Origin of the sequence: Nostoc punctiforme PCC 73102, assembly GCF_000020025.1 — a bacterium.
GTDB lineage: Bacteria > Cyanobacteriota > Cyanobacteriia > Cyanobacteriales > Nostocaceae > Nostoc > Nostoc punctiforme.
Genome location: NC_010628.1, coordinates 149,619 through 167,723, shown reverse-complemented (window position 1 = coordinate 167,723; position 18,105 = coordinate 149,619). Strand labels below are relative to the sequence as shown.

General features: G+C 42.0%; 15 protein-coding genes. 10 read left to right on the top strand and 5 right to left on the bottom strand.

Annotated elements, in window-relative coordinates; translation table 11 throughout:
- The first annotated feature begins 151 nt into the window (after positions 1–151).
- From NPUN_RS00620 to NPUN_RS00605, 4 genes are all read left to right on the top strand, one after another.
- Positions 152–2,158 carry a GspE/PulE family protein gene (locus NPUN_RS00620; RefSeq protein WP_012406948.1) on the top strand — a complete coding sequence of 669 codons (2,007 nt, stop codon included), beginning with the start codon at positions 152–154 and terminating at the stop codon, positions 2,156–2,158.
- Positions 2,159–2,268: 110 nt separating this feature from the next.
- The gene (locus NPUN_RS00615; RefSeq protein WP_012406947.1) at positions 2,269–3,396 is read left to right on the top strand and encodes a type IV pilus twitching motility protein PilT; all 1,128 of its coding nucleotides are present in this window, start codon (positions 2,269–2,271) and stop codon (positions 3,394–3,396) included.
- A gap of 104 nt (positions 3,397–3,500) precedes the next feature.
- On the top strand, positions 3,501–4,724 hold the full coding sequence (locus NPUN_RS00610; RefSeq protein ID WP_012406946.1) for a type II secretion system F family protein: 1,224 nt from the start codon (positions 3,501–3,503) through the stop codon (positions 4,722–4,724).
- Positions 4,725–4,845: 121 nt separating this feature from the next.
- Complete coding sequence (locus NPUN_RS00605) at positions 4,846–5,406, top strand: hypothetical protein (protein ID WP_012406945.1); 561 nt, start codon at positions 4,846–4,848, stop codon at positions 5,404–5,406.
- Positions 5,407–5,582: 176 nt separating this feature from the next.
- Here NPUN_RS00605 and bioU read toward each other — a convergent pair whose 3' ends face one another.
- Complete coding sequence (bioU, locus tag NPUN_RS00600) at positions 5,583–6,587, bottom strand: (S)-8-amino-7-oxononanoate synthase BioU (protein ID WP_012406944.1); 1,005 nt, start codon at positions 6,585–6,587, stop codon at positions 5,583–5,585.
- Positions 6,588–7,858: 1,271 nt separating this feature from the next.
- Here bioU and NPUN_RS00585 point away from each other — a divergent pair.
- From NPUN_RS00585 to NPUN_RS00575, 3 genes are read left to right on the top strand one after another with little or no spacing between them, the layout of a single operon-like run.
- Positions 7,859–8,068, top strand: a complete 210-nt coding sequence (locus tag NPUN_RS00585) for a DUF2997 domain-containing protein (RefSeq protein WP_012406943.1) — start codon at positions 7,859–7,861, stop codon at positions 8,066–8,068.
- A 39-nt stretch (positions 8,069–8,107) separates the two neighbouring features.
- Positions 8,108–8,494, top strand: a complete 387-nt coding sequence (locus tag NPUN_RS00580) for a DUF1257 domain-containing protein (RefSeq protein ID WP_012406942.1) — start codon at positions 8,108–8,110, stop codon at positions 8,492–8,494.
- Positions 8,494–8,955 (top strand): ferredoxin, encoded by a 462-nt coding sequence (locus tag NPUN_RS00575; protein WP_012406941.1) that lies wholly within the window; start codon positions 8,494–8,496, stop codon positions 8,953–8,955. The genes NPUN_RS00580 and NPUN_RS00575 overlap by 1 nt, the downstream gene beginning before the upstream one ends.
- A 126-nt stretch (positions 8,956–9,081) precedes the next feature.
- Here NPUN_RS00575 and NPUN_RS00570 read toward each other — a convergent pair whose 3' ends face one another.
- The 3 genes from NPUN_RS00570 to NPUN_RS00560 all read right to left on the bottom strand — a co-directional run bounded on the left by NPUN_RS00570 (position 9,082) and on the right by NPUN_RS00560 (position 12,171).
- Positions 9,082–9,366 (bottom strand): YiaA/YiaB family inner membrane protein, encoded by a 285-nt coding sequence (locus NPUN_RS00570; protein ID WP_012406940.1) that lies wholly within the window; start codon positions 9,364–9,366, stop codon positions 9,082–9,084.
- Positions 9,367–9,643: 277 nt separating this feature from the next.
- Positions 9,644–11,314 (bottom strand): DUF4335 domain-containing protein, encoded by a 1,671-nt coding sequence (locus NPUN_RS00565; RefSeq protein ID WP_012406939.1) that lies wholly within the window; start codon positions 11,312–11,314, stop codon positions 9,644–9,646.
- Between the two features lie 251 nt (positions 11,315–11,565).
- On the bottom strand, positions 11,566–12,171 hold the full coding sequence (locus NPUN_RS00560) for a DUF3038 domain-containing protein (protein ID WP_012406938.1): 606 nt from the start codon (positions 12,169–12,171) through the stop codon (positions 11,566–11,568).
- Between the two features lie 725 nt (positions 12,172–12,896).
- On the opposite strand from NPUN_RS00560, the gene NPUN_RS00555 reads away from it, so the two are divergent.
- From NPUN_RS00555 to NPUN_RS00545, 3 genes are all read left to right on the top strand, one after another.
- Positions 12,897–13,823: a molybdate ABC transporter substrate-binding protein gene (locus NPUN_RS00555; RefSeq protein WP_012406937.1), complete on the top strand. Its 927-nt coding sequence runs from the start codon at positions 12,897–12,899 to the stop codon at positions 13,821–13,823.
- A gap of 63 nt (positions 13,824–13,886) precedes the next feature.
- On the top strand, positions 13,887–14,705 hold the full coding sequence (locus NPUN_RS00550; protein ID WP_012406936.1) for a PEP-CTERM sorting domain-containing protein: 819 nt from the start codon (positions 13,887–13,889) through the stop codon (positions 14,703–14,705).
- Positions 14,706–14,801: 96 nt separating this feature from the next.
- Positions 14,802–15,431 carry a hypothetical protein gene (locus NPUN_RS00545; protein WP_012406935.1) on the top strand — a complete coding sequence of 210 codons (630 nt, stop codon included), beginning with the start codon at positions 14,802–14,804 and terminating at the stop codon, positions 15,429–15,431.
- Positions 15,432–15,524: 93 nt separating this feature from the next.
- On the opposite strand, the gene NPUN_RS00540 is transcribed toward NPUN_RS00545, so the two are convergent.
- Positions 15,525–17,942 carry an endonuclease MutS2 gene (locus NPUN_RS00540; protein ID WP_012406934.1) on the bottom strand — a complete coding sequence of 806 codons (2,418 nt, stop codon included), beginning with the start codon at positions 17,940–17,942 and terminating at the stop codon, positions 15,525–15,527.
- Positions 17,943–18,105: the final 163 nt, after the last annotated feature.

Sequence of the window (18,105 nt, the reverse complement as noted above, 5' to 3'; positions counted from 1 at the left end):
TAGCGTCTTGTAGAGAGCGTCATTTTGAATTTGGAGCGTACTCGTTTGGCGAAGCAAGCGACTTGACTCAGGACTTTTTTGGGAAATGAGAATTCTATCTCACAGGCTGGGAATACTTTAAGCAGAGGTTCCCCTACTCATTCGCTCATTTATGACTTACTCGTCACCACAACGGCGCAGTACCGCTCTAACTACCAGAACAGAGTTTTCGCCCTTTGGCAACAAGCTAGTGCAATCTGGCTATGTCAATACCGAACAGATGAGGCAAGCACTAATTGAAAGCCGCAAATCTGGCCGACCCTTAACGGAAGTACTAGAGTCAATCACTGGGCAACAACTATCACCTGAGTTGCTCAGGCAATACAAAAAACAGCAGCTATTTGAACTTAAAATACTATACGGTGTTGAATTTCTAGATCCGGAAGTCAACTCCATTGGCAACACGATGATGGGGAACCTGATTGAAACCCTCATCCCAGTGGATATCTGCCGTCGCCATCGTTTAGTACCACTATCGAAACACGAAGACCAAACCCCGCCCTCAGTTTTAGTGGCGATGGTCGCTCCAGATAATCTAGAAGCTTCCGATGACCTGAACCGCATCTTGCGTCCCCAAGGGCTCGCATTACAGCGCATGGTGATCACACAGGAAGACTACCAGCAGCTAATCAACCAATATCTGGATGAAATGGCTGTTCGGCAAAAACACCTGGAACAAGAAAAGTTTACAGATATTAATCAGGATTTAGAAAACCTCGGAAATCTCGATCTTGCAGATGCTCCTGAAGAAATGGAGGCTGATCTAGGGGCAGCAATGAAGGGTGCAGAGGATGCCCCAGTCATTAACCTAGTCAACAGAATCCTGGCTAAAGCCTTGCATGAGGGTGTTTCTGACATTCATATCGAACCGCAAGAAGAAAACTTACGCATTCGCTTTCGGAAGGATGGGGTACTGCGTGAAGCTTTTGATCCCCTACCGAAAAAAATCATCCCAGCGGTGACAGCCCGATTTAAAATCATCTCCAATCTAGACATTGCTGAACGCCGTTTACCCCAAGATGGACGCATCCGTCGGCTGTTTGAAGGACGCAAAGTTGACTTCCGTGTGAATACCTTACCCAGTCGCTACGGGGAAAAGGTGGTGCTGCGGATTTTGGATAACTCCTCCACCCAACTGGGATTAGATAAGTTAATTACCGATCCAGATACTTTACATATTGTCCAGGATATGGTTAGCCGCCCCTTTGGTCTAATTTTAGTAACTGGGCCAACTGGTTCTGGGAAAACAACCTCGCTGTATTCTGCACTATCAGAAAAGAACGATCCCGGAATTAATATCAGTACTGTGGAAGACCCAATTGAGTACAGTCTTCCAGGGATTACTCAAGTACAGGTGATTCGGGAAAAAGGGCTGGATTTTGCTACCGCTCTACGGGCTTTCTTGAGGCAAGATCCAGATGTGCTGCTGGTAGGTGAAACGCGGGATAAGGAAACGGCAAAAACAGCGATTGAGGCTGCCTTGACCGGCCACTTAGTATTAACTACCTTACATACCAATGATGCCCCAGGAGCGATCGCTCGTTTGGGAGAAATGGGGATTGAGCCTTTCATGGTTTCTAGTTCCCTAATTGGCGTTTTAGCTCAACGTTTGGTACGGCGTGTATGTTCTGAATGTCGTGTTCCTTACACTCCCACAACCGAGGAACTAGGTCGTTATGGTCTATCAGCTTCCTCAGATGTCGGAGTCACGTTCTATAAGGCTAACACCTTGACATTAGATGCGATCGCCGAAGCCAAAGGCAAAAATCAGCTTTGCTCAAAATGTAATGGTGTCGGCTACAAAGGACGTTGTGGCGTTTATGAAGTCATGCGAGTCACCGAAAACCTGCAAACTCTCATCAACGAAGATGCACCCACAGAACGCATCAAGGAAGTGGCAATAGAAGAGGGTATGAAAACCTTGCTGGCTTATAGTTTGGACTTAGTGCGTGAAGGTTCTACCACTTTAGAAGAAGTAGAACGAGTGACGTTTACTGATACTGGTTTGGAAGCCGAGTTAAAAGCCAAACGCAAGACTGGTCTTACCTGCCGGAGTTGCGATGCCACATTGAAACAAGAATGGCTGGATTGTCCATACTGTATGACATCTCGGTTTTAAAACTAATAGTCATTGGTCATTAGTCACTAGTTGATGCTTAGTAACTTTAAACAAATGACAAAGGACAAATGACAAAGGACAAATAATAAACATTAAAAGGAAGCAGAACTATGGAAATGATGATTGAAGACTTGATGGAGCAGTTGATTGAAATGGGTGGCTCGGATATGCATTTATCCGCAGGTTTACCTCCCTACTTCCGTATCAGTGGCAAACTCACTCCCATCGGTGAGCATGTATTGACAGCCGATCAATGTCAAAGGCTGATTTTTAGTATGCTCAACAACACCCAACGTAAAACCTTAGAGCAGAACTGGGAATTGGATTGTTCTTATGGTGTTAAGGGTTTGGCACGTTTTCGGGTCAATGTCTATAAAGAACGTGGTTCTTATGCTGCTTGCTTACGGGCATTAAGTTCTAAGATTCCTAACTTTGAAAAGTTAGGTCTGCCAGATATTGTACGGGAAATGACAGATAAGCCCAGAGGATTAATTCTGGTGACAGGCCCTACAGGTTCCGGTAAGACAACTACCCTAGCGGCAATGATCGACTTGATTAACCGCACTAAGGCAGAGCATATTTTAACGGTGGAAGACCCAATTGAATTTGTCTACGAACCCATTAAAAGCTTGGTTCACCAACGACAACTGGGTGAAGATACTAAGAGCTTTGCTAACGCTTTGAAAGCAGCTTTGCGGGAAGATCCAGATATTGTTCTAGTGGGAGAAATGCGCGATTTGGAAACGATTTCTTTGGCGATTTCCGCAGCAGAAACAGGACACTTAGTATTTGGCACGCTACACACCAGTTCCGCCGCCCAAACAGTTGACCGGATTATCGACGTTTTCCCCCATGAAAGACAAACCCAAGTCCGGGTGCAGTTATCTAACTCGTTAGTAGCGGTATTTAGTCAAACTTTGGTGTCCAAGAAAAACCCTAAACCTGGTGAATATGGTCGGGTGATGGCTCAAGAAATTCTGGTTGTCACTCCTGCTATTTCCAACTTGATTCGAGAAGGCAAAACATCTCAAATTTACTCAGCTATTCAAACTGGCGGCAAATTGGGGATGCAAACTCTGGAGAAGGTTTTAGCTGATTTTTACAAAGCAGGAACGATTTCCTTTGAAGCAGCGATGTCTAAGACTTCTAAGCCTGATGAAATCCAACGTCTGATTGGTAATTCTACACCACAAGCCGCCGCAGGTGCGAAGCCTGGTGCGGCTGCCAAAGCACATTAAAGGAACTGGGGAAATGAGGGAGATGAGGAACTAAAAATGAAGTTGTAGTAAGTCTTTCCCTTATGTCTCATGCCCAATGAATAACAACTATTTTGAATTTATTTATGCCAACCTTTGTTGCCCGTGTTCGGGATTCTCAAGGAAAATCCCGAACAGAAAAAATTGTTGCCGAATCCTTAGTACAAGCTCGTACTAATCTGAGAGATCAAGGTTTTGTAATCCAAGAACTCAAGCAATCTCAAGGATTTCAGCCAGATATTGCCTTAAAAAAATTCCAGAATTCCTTAGTTAAGGTTTCTGTGAAAGACAAAGCCGTTTTTTCGCGTCAATTTGCCGTTTTGATGAATGCGGGAGTTGCGATAGTTAGAAGTTTAGGGGTACTTTCCGAACAGTGTAGTAATACTAAACTGAAACAAGCCCTGATTGAGATTAGCAACGATGTTCAAAGCGGAATGAATCTTTCAGAGTCAATGCGAAAGCACCCTGACTGTTTTGATGGATTATATGTGAGTATGATTCAAGCTGGTGAAGTTGGTGGTGTTCTAGACGAAGTATTAAATCGTTTAGCTAAGTTGTTAGAGGATGTTGCTCGTCTACAAAACCAAATTAAATCAGCATTGTCTTATCCAACCGTTGTGGGTTTTATAGCAGTTTCTATCTTTCTCGGGATGACCATTTTTCTGATTCCGGTTTTTGCGAAGATTTTTACAGAAATTGGAACTGAATTACCACCTCTAACGCAATTTTTGATGGATACTAGTTTATTTTTGAGAAGTCCGAAGGTTTTCGTGCTTCTCGCTGTTATTGTAGGAGGAAAAATTGCCTTTACACAATACGGTAAAACTCCTGTTGGCCGCATAACAATTGATCGTCTTTCCCTCAAAATGCCGTTGTTTGGTGACTTAATTCAAAAGTCTTCGGTTGCCCGCTTTAGCCGGACTTTTGGTTCTTTGACTCGTTCAGGTGTGCCAATTTTAACTTGCTTAGAAATTGTCAGAGATACATCAGGAAATCAGGTAATTGCCAATGCCATAGACGCAGCTCGTATGGAGATTCAACAAGGAGGTATGATTAGCCTTGCTTTACAAAGAGATAGTGTTTTTCCGGCTATGGCAATTCAAATGATTAGTATCGGAGAAGAAACTGGAGAATTAGACGCAATGTTGATGAAGGTTGCCGATTTCTATGAAGATGAAGTCGAGCAGGCAGTCAAAGCAATGACTAGTATTTTGGAACCGGTGATGATTGTAGTTCTAGGGGGGATGGTTGGAACCATTTTGCTAGCAATGTATTTGCCTATGTTTAAGGTTTTTGAAAAGCTAGGATAGGGGATTAACAATTAAGAGTTAGGATTTAGGAGTTAGGAGTTTAAACTTTTTATTTCTGAATCCTCAGCTTTAACTCTTAACTACTTAATTTTATTTCTAATTCCTAACTATTTAAGAAACTATGACTGTGCAAAAATCTCACTACGAAGCGAGTTTGGCGGAGTACAGCAATCATCTAGCTGCGATCGCCTTACTAAAGCAATATCGTCCATACCTAGAGATGATTCCCAGTTTGCGCCGTCCAGATGAAAGCGTCATTACTATTCCCTTGCCAATTGTCCGCCTTCGTAATACTGTGACAACAACCTCACAAACGATTTGCTTACCCTGTGATGTGGCAATTTTGATGTGCGATCCAGAGTGGAAAATCAAAACTGGAGCTGAAATTTTAGTCTTTATTCATCGTGCTAACGAAGACTTTTCTGATCTGTTAGGACGTTGGCGACAAACCCAAGTTTTACTAGACAATGATTATGAGTGGTTGATGCCTCTCCGTCACAGTCATATTTTAAGTGAGGGAGCTAATACTATATATCCTCTGTTTGTTGTTTTTAATGATACTTTAGAACGCATCCAACGAGGACTTGTAGGAGCCGAACTACCATTTATTATACAAACGCCAGATTTGCTGCTCGAAGAGAATTTCACAGACATTTTTTCTTCAGAAATTCCACCAGTCTAGAAAAAGGGAGGAGTTAAGAGTTTTAAACTGCAAGTTCTTAACAAAGCCAGAGATTTTTAAGTCTAAAGTTTAGGCTTTTAACTCCTAACTCCGCCAGTTTGGGATTTTAGATTTGAGGTTTCTCCTTCAATCAACAATCCAAAATTCAAGATCCAAAATGGAATGGCTCCTAACTATTACCTAACAAATTGGGGCATAATTTCAGCAGCAGTGAATATTCCATAGATGCCGCGTTGGTGCAATTGCTTACCAGCTTTAAGATAACCGAAGGCAGGGCCGCAGACATTAGCTGCCATACTGGTTTCATCTCCCAGAGTAAAGGTATGGGTGGAAATCTTACCTTCAAAGGTGCGTCCTGTTACCTTAACGTTGGTGCTGAGGGGCTTTTTAGGATTGCGAGTATCGACTACACCACCAACAGTAACGCGATCGCGATCGCAAATTCCCGCTACCTCTAGCATCACATCATCAGCGTGTTCCATATTTATCAAGGTAAGCACGCCATTAGTTTTATCTAATAACGCTTCTACTTCCGCGTCAGTCATGGCTCTAGCAGTTTCCACTGTGTAACCAGGGATATGGCCAATATCTTCCCGAACAGTGGCGCGGTAAGCTTCCCAGTTAGCAATTCCAACCCCAAAGGTGATTTCGACTTGATGAATTTCGGCGTAGCTTTGGGCTGCTAATGCGGCAGCGGCGGTTAACAGTCCAGGTGTAGCACCGCAGCCTGTCATGTATGTAATTCCGGCTGCTTGCAGTTCTTCTTTCATCGCCAGTAATTGTTCTACAGCAGTGGTGCGCTTAATTGCATCCACTAGCACTCCACGCCAACCAGATTTGATAAATTCCTTGGCTACAGAGGGTATAAAATCATTTGGTAGGTTAGGTAAAGCCAGAAAATACCCATCCACAGGTTGAGCTATTTCGATTAAATCGTGAACACTTTGATTTGTTAACGTACCAACTGGCTCTAAATAACCTACCGAACCTTGGGACTGGTAGATTGCAATGCATTCTTGAGTATTTAAACCTTCAGCAGCGTAAGCGTAACCTTTTTGATCTGCTGCTGCGACTAAAACCATTTCCTGTTTAGCAGCAAGTACTTTGGCGGCGGCTTGTCCGAGTCCACCGAAACCTAGTACTCCTATACGTATCGCTGACAAGATATTTGCTGTACTCATAGTCAATTACTGAAGTTGAATCACAAGCCTTCAAACTTTACCATCTCAGCTTGTGGCTGATGGCTGACAGCTTTTAGCTATAAAGGTTAATTATGCTTTATTATCCTGGTTTGTTCGCCAACCAAATCAGTTTTTCACTAGAAATTCTTGCTGAGTGATTTAGGCTTAAGCAAATTTTCACGCAAAATAGCATATTTTCAGCAGTAATAAAAATAAAATTGCTCTTTACTCAAGCCTAATACTAACTTTAGACGGTTTACACGGCTCAGGTTTAGCTTTATTACGATCAGTCTATGAAGCTTTAATGATTGCAAAGTTCGCTTCTATACGAAAAAGCGATAGTCTTATCTCGAAGTGGATAGCTGGAGAAACAATTTATTTTTCGAATGCAATTTTGAAGAAAATTGTTACACCAGAATTTAAAGAGTTAAAAATTATTTGGGGAGCATTGTGTAACGTATCCCATGTAACTATTTATTCATATCAAGTTTTCACTAACTTTGAAGATATAGAAAGAGAATAGCAGGCAACCTTGCAATTTTGATAATGTTATTAGGTTGCAATTTTCACTTAATTAATAAGCACTATGTTACTAGAGAAATGGCATATTTAGCCAAAGAATATCATAGTGAAGAGGGTGAGTTTCAACGTCGCCGAGATGCATGCCGCAAAGATTGCTGTCCAAAAAGCTACAATATTTATTTATGCTCAGGCTCGGGAAGTTATCAGAGATTATTCAAGGGTTTGGCAACTAGCTCCTTCTATAAATTTATAAATCCAAAGGAGTATTTTCACTTAATGATTAGTTGTGATGCAGAGGTTACTTGTCACCAGGTGCTCAAGAGATATAAGGCAGCAAGTGCTCTTTCAGCATACGCTGCGCTGCATCCAACCTAAGTGAGAACCCTTGCTAAAATAAGGTCAACCTAATGGTAATGATAAAGTTTTTCAAGAATTTTTATATTTTTGTAACTCAACTAGTTGGCTATACTACGTTTAATGCTTATTTTTAGGACTTTTGGCGCTTAATTGGCAGGCAGGTTGTTACCTTGACTAATCGATGAGGTTAAGAGAAACTAACTAAATACTGATGTGACTGCTTATAAATTTAATAAGTTTTGTAAAGATTCTGAGATATATATGTTGAAAGATGGAACATTGTTTAACAAATGGCAAGTTTGTATCTAAGTAAAAATGTTCCTACGGCTATATTTATAGCCTTCTGCTAAGGCAGTACAATTTAAGCGTACTTATACTGGTTGGCCAAGAGCATGGAGACATTAGAGTTCATAATCTATCCAGACGGTCGGGTACAAGAGAAAGTCACTGGTATTGTGGGGGCTTCTTGTGCTGAGGTTACAGCAGCAATAGAGGCACAATTGGGGCAAGTACTTAATCATGAGCCAACCTCAGAATATTTCGCCGCGAAGGTGCAGCAATCTAATGTGGCGAATACGCACACCACTTACAGCGATTGGTAAGTTTTCACAGTAGTTTAGTGTTATTAATTCACAACCACCATGTCACACTTTAGCCAAATTAAGACTCAAATCCGTAACCTTGATTCTTTGAAAGATGCTTTGACTGAATTGGGCGTAGACTGGAAACCCGGCCCACGCGAAGTCCGTGGCTATCGCGGTCAAACCCATCCTGCGGAAGTTAGTATTGAGCAGGAAAATGGCTATGACATCGGCTTTAGATGGAATGGCAAGGAATATGAATTAGTGGCTGATTTGCAATATTGGCAACAAGACCTGTCTGTGGACGGATTTTTACGCCAGGTAACACAGCGCTATGCTTATCAAACAGTTGTGAAAGAAACCGCTCGTGTTGGTTTTCAAGTCTCTGAACAGCAAAAAAATGAAGATGGTTCCATTCGCCTGGTAGTACAGCGCTGGAGTGCGTAATGGCTGATTTTCTGCCGTCGCCGGAAGAACAAGAAGATAATCGTTCCGGTTTGGAACCAGAATTAGGGGGTTTTTTACGGGATTCCCCAGAACGTTCTGGTTTAGAACCTGAATTGGGCGGTTTGCTGCGCCAAAATGGTGTTTATGTTGATGAAATTACCTGTATTGGTTGCAAGCATTGTGCTCATGTTGCACGTAATACCTTTTATATTGAACCAGATTACGGGCGATCGCGCGTGGTTCGCCAAGATGGAGACGCTGAAGAAATTATCCAAGAAGCAATTGATACTTGCCCGGTTGATTGTATTCACTGGGTTGATTACACTGAACTGAAAAAGTTAGAACAAGAGCGCAAATATCAGGTAATTCCTGTAGTGGGTTATCCAGTAGAACAGGCGGTTGCTGCTAGCGAACGTCGGCGTAAAAAGCAAAAGTTAAAGACCAAAAAATCCCGTTATTAAGATAAAAACGTTAAATAAATATAAGAAAGGACTGGTATATCCAGTCCTTTTGTTTTTCGTTATGTAGTTAATTTCTAATGTAAGGATAATTTGGAATTTTGAATTCCCTGTAAGGGCTAACTCCCTTCATTTGAAATTTAGAGGATCGTGCTGTGAAAGCAATTTTTCTACTTTTGCCTCGTCTAATCTTGCAGTTAATCTTCTATTTTCATGCAAGTCTCTAGTAGTTTTCGCCAAAGTAAAAGTTGAGCCAACAGAGAAAGCCATACCCATACCCATAAAGCCTTTCACCCAGCCATTTACAGGTAAGTTTACAATACCGAAGGTGGTCATAGAAATAGAAATCACAAAAGCTGCCCAAGTTTGAATAACCCAAGCTGCACTGTCTTTTTGGGTGCCAATTGTTTGCATATTTCCTACCTTTGATATGAGTTATTAATACCAATTCTTAATTCGTAATTAAGAAGCGTAATATTTCATCTGGATTTACAGACTTGTATCTATAGTTTAGTTTTGGAGAATTGGTGTTAACAGTAATTATATTTATTGGTAGGGTTACTGGTATCAAGAGTAATACCAGTTTCATAACTGGTCTTCAACAGATAAGCTCAATAGCAATTGTAGTAAGTAGAAACTGGCACAAGATTTGTACCAGTTTTATAAGTGGCATTAACAAGGATGAGTTTAGCTATTCATCTGGAAAAGTCTGTACCTTGCCATCAGGACTGAGAACAACTCGAATTCTGACATTTTGTCCACTTTTATTAGCGGAAACAAAAGGTTTGCCAACTTCAGGCATCCCAGCGTTATCAACGAATTCTCTTGCTGCCTTATTAAGGGGAAAAATTCTCTCCACTGTGCCGTCAACACTGACTATCAAACTGTACTCTAATGCTTGTCCTAGTCCAGTGGGTGGTTGCCAACGCTTGCTTAAGTATTCTCTAGCTTCTGCTACTTGAGGCGTGTCAAATAATGTACCAGTAGCTACTTCTCTGGATTTAGGAGTTTTGCGTCCGTCCCCCAACTGATCGATGAATGGATTATTCTCCGCAGTTCTAGATGAGGAAAGTTGTGAAGCAGGTTTTTCTCCAGGAGAAGGTTGCTGTAGAGAATTGATTCTTTCGTCTAGCTGTTGTGAGGTTAGTGGCGAGGTTTGGGTACGAGTATTGCCACCATTATTGGGTATAGTGCTAAGAGACGGGGGGGAGACTGGTGAGATATTAGTTGGTAAGCTGCTCGTGTTAGAAGAGAGCCTGGGTGGCAAATTTCTCAGTTGAGGGAGATTACCCGCTTGGGGATTTGGCCCTGTAGGGTTCTGTCCAAGATTTGGTACTATGGCTATTTCCTGCCCTGGGATTTTACTTGATGGTGCGTTAGCGATCGCGGAGCGTCTCGTAGAGAAGCTCGCCGCTCCCGTAGCGTCTCGCAGAGAAGGCATCACTCCATTACTAGGAAGGGTAGCAGTCTTGCTCTGGGTTGTTGTCACTGCATTATTGGGCAATAGAGATTGCGGTGCAGAGAAACTAGAACTAGGGGCTGTTAAAGGTGCTTGCGGTAAAGTAGATGTGGAAAGTGGAGGAGTGGAACCTAGCAAATTATCCGATGGAGGGATAATTCCAGGTTCAGGCGTAGGAAAGTTTAGTGAAGTTGAAGGTTCTAAAGCTGTCTTTACTGCTGCTGGATCTGATGTTTTAGCTGTCTGCTGTTCCTTTTCTCTAATGCTGTTAGCATATTGCCAAGTAATTGGTAAGAAACCTATACCTAACACTAATACTGCGGCAACAGGTGCCCAAGCAGGGAACCTCAGAGTCGAACTTGTGGTATTGAGAGTTGGGAGTGCCATAACATCAGTTGAGTATTCATCTAAAGCACTTGCCAAATCGAATATTTGCAGCAGAGTAAGTTGAATTACGGGACCAGATGAGTGGTTGGCGAGAGAACCGAGAAATAAGTTGTGAGTTAAATAGCTACTTGGTTCTAAGCGTATATTTGCCCCAGGAAACTGGGTGCTAAAGGAATTTAATGTTTTTGTTGAGGACTTTAATTCCGGCTCACCCATTGCTGTGCTTGATTCGTGGGTACCAGAGAAACTGACCCAAAAGCTTTCTGGAGACTGTTGGAGAAATTGCTGTACATAGTTTGTGACTGCATCACATAAAGCTTCAAGTTGCTCGCGATCGCCCCGAATTGGAACTCTTTGTTCTTCTGGTAGTCGGGGATCATCAAAGCGTAGTTCAAAGCTGAGGTGTTTGAGGACACTTTTCCCCATCCAACGGGACAGAGGCGAGCTTTGGGCGAATACTTCTAACGTGCAAGTAGGTGGTGTGTAGCGACGAATTACAGAATTTGATAGAGGCATGGCAGGAACTGCGAGGAAGACTATTTGGGTTTTGCAAAAAGTTAAGCCAGTTGCTTGCAAAGAAAAGTTGAAACGGTGAATTTCTTCTGAGTGAAGGAAGTTTGTCAGGTTTCTTCCGTTGTCTAGTCTTGTGCCAGGAGGAAGCAGTGCTGATAGTACATCGCCCAAGAGCTAATGACGATCAAAAGAGTTTCCCGATCTAGCAAACAAATCACAAGCAAATTTTGATTGAGGAATTTCAAATTTCAAATCTAAAATTTTGTCGAACGGTCTATAAGTGCTAGCCAGAGACGGCGATGCCCACCAGGGGCACTGTAAAAAAGTAAATCTACAAGCAGTTTTAGTGCCAGGTTGGTAAGTAAATCTGTTGAGATTTTCTCATCCTCTTCCATCCGCTCTTGGTAGGTGTTGCAAAAAGCATCAATATAGTCTCCAAGTAAGGCAGCCTGGTGAGGTTCCCGGTTATTTTCTGCCATTTGTTCCAACAGACCGACAGCGCGGCGAATTAATTCCTGGTGCTGTTTGGCTAAGTAGCAGATGATCAGAACAAGCGATCGCGCTTCTTCGACATCTAGCTTTTTTCGCCCTCCTTGACCTTTACGTAGGGGATTTGACTGGCGCAGTCGCCATAAAGCTACGCGGTCTGGCACTCTTGACTCTAAGTTCAGATCAGTTGCCGCCGAAAGCATAGCCTCTGAACCAATCCCAGTTAAGGTTTCTAACGCCAACAGCACCAAATCTAATTGGGTTTTGATATTATCCCATTGGACTGTGTTTGGGGCTGGAAGCTTGATTAAATCCTCCCACTGAGAATTTGGCGTGGCTGAGTTGGCGGCCGAGTGCATAACTTTTAGCATAGGTGATCAAGCTGATAGGGGATGTTGCTGTTACCCATTTTGAAACCAGACTCTCAAGCATCAAACTTGGTTTCCCATAGCTATGAGCCAGAGACTTCAGCTAGATTTTTTCTATGTGGTAAACAGCATGTATCTTTGTCTTACTCTAGATGAAAATTTATTTTCAACAAAGTAGAAAAGTATCAATTCTAATTAAGGTTTACCTGACTTTGACTGCTAATTCCGTACAAGAGTATAAATAAACTATGTTTTGAATGCTAACTGTTAGTTCTCGCTAAGTAATTGTGTAGAATGCCTCCTAATTTATTTGCGGTTTAAATTTTGAAATTTATTGATGTTTATTATTTAGTGTTGATGTATACATAATTACTATACAAATCTTTTGGCTCTTTGCTCAAGATGCTTTTTGCTGCTAGACAGCAGTTTTGCTTGTGTGCAGCCTGTTATTTCAGGATAGGCTGCACAACATCAGGACGATTGATGCCTCATTGAAAGCGATCGCAAATTTAAAAATTTGGTAAAGTCAGCGTTTGAAGATGTTGGCTAATTGATTTAATCCAACTTAGTTGGTACTATAACTTTTATCGCCAACCACACACATATCAAAATTCACTTTTACTTTGAGGAATAGAGGTAATAGTTTAGACGTATGCCAAACTTCATACTTAAGTATGGATTATAGATAATTCACTGAGTAGTAATAACAACACAATAATATAATAACGATGAAAAAGCATTTTTTTGCCTTTTCACTGATAGCTTGTGCTGTCAGTGTGATACCAACTAAGGCATTAGCAGTTAATCTATACGGTGCTGGTAGTTTACGCGATAGCCTGACTGAAGTAGCTGAATCTTTTAGCGAGAAATATGGGATTCCAGTAGAAACGCGATTTGGACCATCTGGTTTAACACGAGAATTTATAGAACAAGAATTTTCCAAAACCGGAAAATCCGCAGATGTTTTTGCTAGTGCAGATGTTGATAATCCTCAGACATTGTTTCAAGAAGGTTTAAGCGAACCAGTAGTGAATTTCACTAGTAACCGCATGGTTGCTGTTGTGCGATCGGGACTTGGTATCACATCAAATAATTTGTTGAATTTTTTGCTAAAGCCGGAAATCAAGTTAGGAACTTCCACGCCTATAGCAGATCCATCTGGTAACTATGCATGGCAGATCTTTGACAAGTCAGATCAAATTACACCTGGTAACTCTCAAATTTTGAAGAATAAAGCCTTGCAGTTGGTAGGTGGTAATCCTAATGCTCCAATTGTTCCTAATGGCAAAAATAATTTAGTCTATTTTCTCGAAGAAACAAAGCAGGCAGATATCTTTTTAGCTTATTACACCAGTGGTAAGACTGCCCAAGTAACAGCAGGTGGTGAAAATTTGCAAATAGTAGAATTACCTGATTATTTGGCAACAAAAGCTAATTATGGACTAACTACACTGAAAAATGCCGATCCTGATGGTGAAAAATTAGCTGAATATATCCTGTCACCAGAAGGGCAAGAAATTTTAACAAAGTATGGATTTAGCAGTCCCTCTACTTCTGTTCCTGAACATCAAGGTGCAGGTGGAGTTTTACTGGCTTTAGGTTTAGCTTTAATTTTGAATACAAAGCAACGAATCAAATCAGAATCCCGCAGCTAGAAAACTTATTAATCTTATCTTGTTCTTAATCAACATTTTGGTCACTTAACAAAGAAGTAAAACATGAAGAAGGTCGAAATTTTTCCTTTTTTCTCTCAAAAAATATCAAAATTTAGTCTAGCTGTGATAACAGGAATTTCATCAAGTATTCTCCTTGCTAACCCTATCCATGCAGCCACCCTTGGGCAAAATCTGATTATTAATGGCGATGCAGAACAAGGACAAGGAGATCCCATTGGTAATGCTGTTGGGACTGATATTCCCTTTATCCCTAACTGGATTACAACTGATAGTTTTAGTGTCCTGCAATATGGAGCAACAGGTTTTGAATTTACTAACCCTTTGGGTAATGTAGTTGCCGTTAGTGGACTTCCTGATGCTAATAGTTTAGGGCCAAGTGTACGAGGAAAAAATTTGTTTTTTGGTGGCGCTGATAGAGGCTCATCAAGTGCTTCTCAGCTAATTGATATAACTGACCTTGCTTCTGTAATTGATGCTGGTCAAGGAGCATACGATTTGAGTGCCTGGTTGGGTGGCTACGACACTGATTTAGATAATGTGAAATTTAGTCTTAATTTCCTCAATCAAGATGGTCAATCTCTGGACACAACATTCATTAATTCCCCCGCTCCAGACAAAAGAAATAACACAACTGGTTTATTATTCAAGTCTACGAAGGGTTTTGTTCCCGTTGGTGCAAGACAAATTAATGTTGTTCTGAATGTGAACTATGTTCGTGGGCGCGTAAATGATGGCTATGCAGATAACCTCTCGTTAGCAATTACCAAAGTTCCAGAACCTTCTTCATCAGGCTTATTACTAATAGTTTTCTCCTTTTTCATGTTATTTAAATTACCTAAAAGTAGCAAATTATTGCCGTAACCTGTATGAAATTCATCCTATTTTCTGGGTAAAAAATTAGAAAATAACAGGTGAAGAGAAGACAATTATCTTAATTTAGATTCAAGAGAAAATTTGATGTTGAAAGCAAGGTTTTTTACAAAACAACTAATTATCGCTCTAGGGTTAGGATTGACTACTCTTTGTACCGCAACTCCTTCTAGAGCCTTTGTTTTGACTTATCAAGGTGATACAACAAATCAGGAAACTTGGCGACGTACTGCACCTGGTGAGCCTCCCGATCTAGTAAGTGGTCAAAAAGATGGGACAATGGGTATGATTGTGCCCTATAGTGTTTTTGAGTTTACAGTAGAACAATCGAGTTTATATACATTTGCAAGTACTGTACCTGGAGCTACGACATCTACTGATGGAGCCTGGGATAATTTTCTAGTTTTATATCAAGACAGTTTTAATTCCACTAATCAATTGACCAATGTCCTCATAGCAAATACTACTCCTAATAATGGCAGTCCTGCATTCAGCCAAGAATTAACCGCTCAACGTAATTACTTTTTAATTACAACTGGTCGTAAAGTAACTGACTTTGGCGCTTTTACGAATACAATCAGTGGCTCTGGTAAAGTCGTAACAGTTCCAGAATCGGATTCAATATTTGGTCTGTTAGTGGTTAGTGGTTTTATCTATCTAAGGGTATCTGATTTTACTAATAAATTTAGGTATGGAAATGCACATCGTAGACAGTAACGTACCAACTATTTAATAAAGAGACTTGCAAACAGTAAATCTTGGTTGGTAGATTATCTCAAAATTCTGAAGATTACCATTTGCAAGTGAACTTTATTTGATATGAGCAACGGTAACACCAGTACCGCCATCTGCTTGTTCTGCTGGTTCGTAGTTGTTCACTCTGGGATGCTGTTGTAAAAAGGCGTGAACTCCTTGGCGCAGTTTACCAGTACCGTACCCATGAATAATCCAGATTGGGCCAGTAGCTTCTGAAATGGCTTTATCTAAAATGTATTCGGCATCAGCTACCCGTTTACCACGCAAATCGATAGTATTTTTGGAAGTGCGAATTTCTGGGACACTTTGTGCTGGTGGGGTTACTGCTGCTGGGGCTGGTTTGGCTTTGACGATTGGTTCGGGTTTTTGACCATCTAAAGATTCTACGTCTTGCAACTTCACAGTCATCTTCATTAGCCCAAACCGAACGCTTAACTCGCCATCTTCATCGGGGGCGGCGATCACATCCGCTATTTGTCCGAGTTTGGGAATGCGGACGCGATCGCCTACTTTGGGCATAAACCCAGCTTTTGGTTTTGCTGGCGTTGCTGGCTGATAAAGCTGGCCAATTTGATTCAAAGCATTGGTGGCTTGCTGGGCTTCTTGGGCTGTGGGCGTACCTTTTTGCAAACGGCGAATCACTTGGGCAATTTCACCTTTTGCTTGGACGATCGCTTGCTGGACTGCTATTTCCTGTGAAGCCCGCAAACTACTTTCCCTTTCCTCCAAACTTGCGGCTTTTGCGGATACCTCTTTGTATAAACGTTCTGCTTGCTGCAACAAACTTTGGGCTTCGGCTGCTTTGGTTTCCTGGCGGCGGCGTTGGGCTTCTAAGCCTGCAATCACCTGGTTAACTTCATCTGTAGCCTCTCCCACTTGAGTTTTCGCCTGTTGTACCACTTCTGGCTTTAATCCCAAGCGCAAAGCAATAGTTAAGGCATTAGAACGTCCAGGGATGCCCCACAGCAAACGGTAAGTAGGCGAGAGAGTACTTTCGTCAAATTCAACAGAGGCGTTTTCAAACCGCTCATCTTCGTATTTCAGGGCTTTTAGTTCACCAAAGTGAGTGGTGGCGATCGTTAGCTGGGCATGGTTGGCGAGATATTGTAACAAGGCGATCGCTAAGGCGCTACCTTCAACTGGATCGGTTCCTGCGCCGACTTCATCAAGTAAAACGAGTGATTGGGGATTGGGCATTTCCTTTTCCCCATCCTCGCTTCCCGATTCCCCATTTCCCAATGCTTCTAAAATTCGACTAATTCGGCGGATGTGACCAGAGAATGTGGATAAACTTTGCTGTAAGGATTGTTCATCGCCAATATCTGCTAGCACTTTGTCAAACCAAGGAATTTCCACTGGTTCGCGGGCGGGGACAAATAAACCCACTTTGGCCATCAATGCTGCTAACCCCAAGGTTTTTAAGGTTACAGTTTTACCGCCAGTATTTGGCCCGGTAATGGTCACTACCCGAATTAGCGGGTTGATCAGCAAATCTACAGGAACGACTGGTTGCCCTTGTTCATGCTGTTGTTGCCACACTAATAAAGGATGCCGTAAGTTTCGTAAGGTAATGGTTTCACTGTCTTGACGCTGGATAAATCGCGGGGGATTTGCTCCTAGCCAGTAACTATAACGCGATCTAGCGGTTGCCAAATCTAAAGTTGTGGCGATCGCTAACAACCTCTCTAAATCTGGTTTGACTGCGGCTACTTGTTCCGTCAAAATACGGCGAATCGCTTCTTCTTCGGCTTGCTCTTTTCTAATGATTTGCCGCAGTTGGTTGCCTAGAGGCACTACGGAATTTGGTTCTACGTACAGAGTTGCACCACTTGTAGAAGTATCGTGAACAATACCGGGGATGGCATCTTTTTGGGGCGCTTTTACGGGGATGACAAAGCGATCGCTCCGTTGGGTAATTAGTTGTTCTTGAACTGCCCCAGATTTCGCCTGTAAGATATTTTGGAGCTTTTGGGTAATTTGGCTGCGTAATCGCCGCAAATCTGTGCGAATTTCTCCCAGTTTTTGACTCGCGCGGTCAGTTACCTGGGCCCGTTCATCAATACATCGGTGAATTTCTTGTTCTAGTTCTGGATAAGTCCGTAAATCGGCAACTAACTCAGTCAGTATCGGCAAATCTTCCTGATTGTCGATGACACGGCGCAAACTTCTAGCACCAGCGAGGGTGGTGGCGATCGCTAACAGTTCATCTCCTGCCAAAACTCCACTGCGTTCTGCCCGTTCTAAGGAATCGCCAATATCTTGAATTCCCTCAAATGATAGTCCCGTGGTGAGGCGACTTTCCAGTTGGTAGACTTCTTTGGTTTGCTCTAACAACTGTTCGCTTTGGGTCTGAGAATCGGGTATTTTCAGATTACGCGCAGCTGTCGCCCCTAGCTTAGTTGCCGCGAAGGTGGCAAGGTGCTGGCAGAGGCGATGCCATTCTAATAGTTCTAAGGTTTCAGATTGGATCAAGGTTTCAACATCTAATCTGAAATTATCGTAACAATTCTAGCTCCTAGATGGCTAAATCTTAAAGGAGAAAATTTCCCTTTAGTTAAATCAGCCAGTTAGTGGTGTGGTAATCACTAAGTAATAAATAGCACCTCAAGCTATCTTTGCTGAGAAACTACTCCAA

Bases quoted from the DNA above. Each gene is read 5' to 3' on its own strand.
- NPUN_RS00620 (WP_012406948.1), top strand. From the start codon at position 152: ATGACTTACTCGTCACCACAACGGCGCAGTACCGCTCTAACTACCAGA.
- NPUN_RS00605 (WP_012406945.1), top strand. From the start codon at position 4,846: ATGACTGTGCAAAAATCTCACTACGAAGCGAGTTTGGCGGAGTACAGC.
- NPUN_RS00580 (WP_012406942.1), top strand. From the start codon at position 8,108: ATGTCACACTTTAGCCAAATTAAGACTCAAATCCGTAACCTTGATTCT.
- NPUN_RS00585 (WP_012406943.1), top strand. From the start codon at position 7,859: ATGGAGACATTAGAGTTCATAATCTATCCAGACGGTCGGGTACAAGAG.
- NPUN_RS00550 (WP_012406936.1), top strand. From the start codon at position 13,887: ATGAAGAAGGTCGAAATTTTTCCTTTTTTCTCTCAAAAAATATCAAAA.
- bioU (WP_012406944.1), bottom strand. From the start codon at position 6,587: ATGAGTACAGCAAATATCTTGTCAGCGATACGTATAGGAGTACTAGGT.
- NPUN_RS00575 (WP_012406941.1), top strand. From the start codon at position 8,494: ATGGCTGATTTTCTGCCGTCGCCGGAAGAACAAGAAGATAATCGTTCC.
- NPUN_RS00615 (WP_012406947.1), top strand. From the start codon at position 2,269: ATGGAAATGATGATTGAAGACTTGATGGAGCAGTTGATTGAAATGGGT.
- NPUN_RS00555 (WP_012406937.1), top strand. From the start codon at position 12,897: ATGAAAAAGCATTTTTTTGCCTTTTCACTGATAGCTTGTGCTGTCAGT.
- NPUN_RS00545 (WP_012406935.1), top strand. From the start codon at position 14,802: ATGTTGAAAGCAAGGTTTTTTACAAAACAACTAATTATCGCTCTAGGG.
- NPUN_RS00570 (WP_012406940.1), bottom strand. From the start codon at position 9,366: ATGCAAACAATTGGCACCCAAAAAGACAGTGCAGCTTGGGTTATTCAA.
- NPUN_RS00565 (WP_012406939.1), bottom strand. From the start codon at position 11,314: ATGCCTCTATCAAATTCTGTAATTCGTCGCTACACACCACCTACTTGC.
- NPUN_RS00560 (WP_012406938.1), bottom strand. From the start codon at position 12,171: ATGCTAAAAGTTATGCACTCGGCCGCCAACTCAGCCACGCCAAATTCT.
- NPUN_RS00610 (WP_012406946.1), top strand. From the start codon at position 3,501: ATGCCAACCTTTGTTGCCCGTGTTCGGGATTCTCAAGGAAAATCCCGA.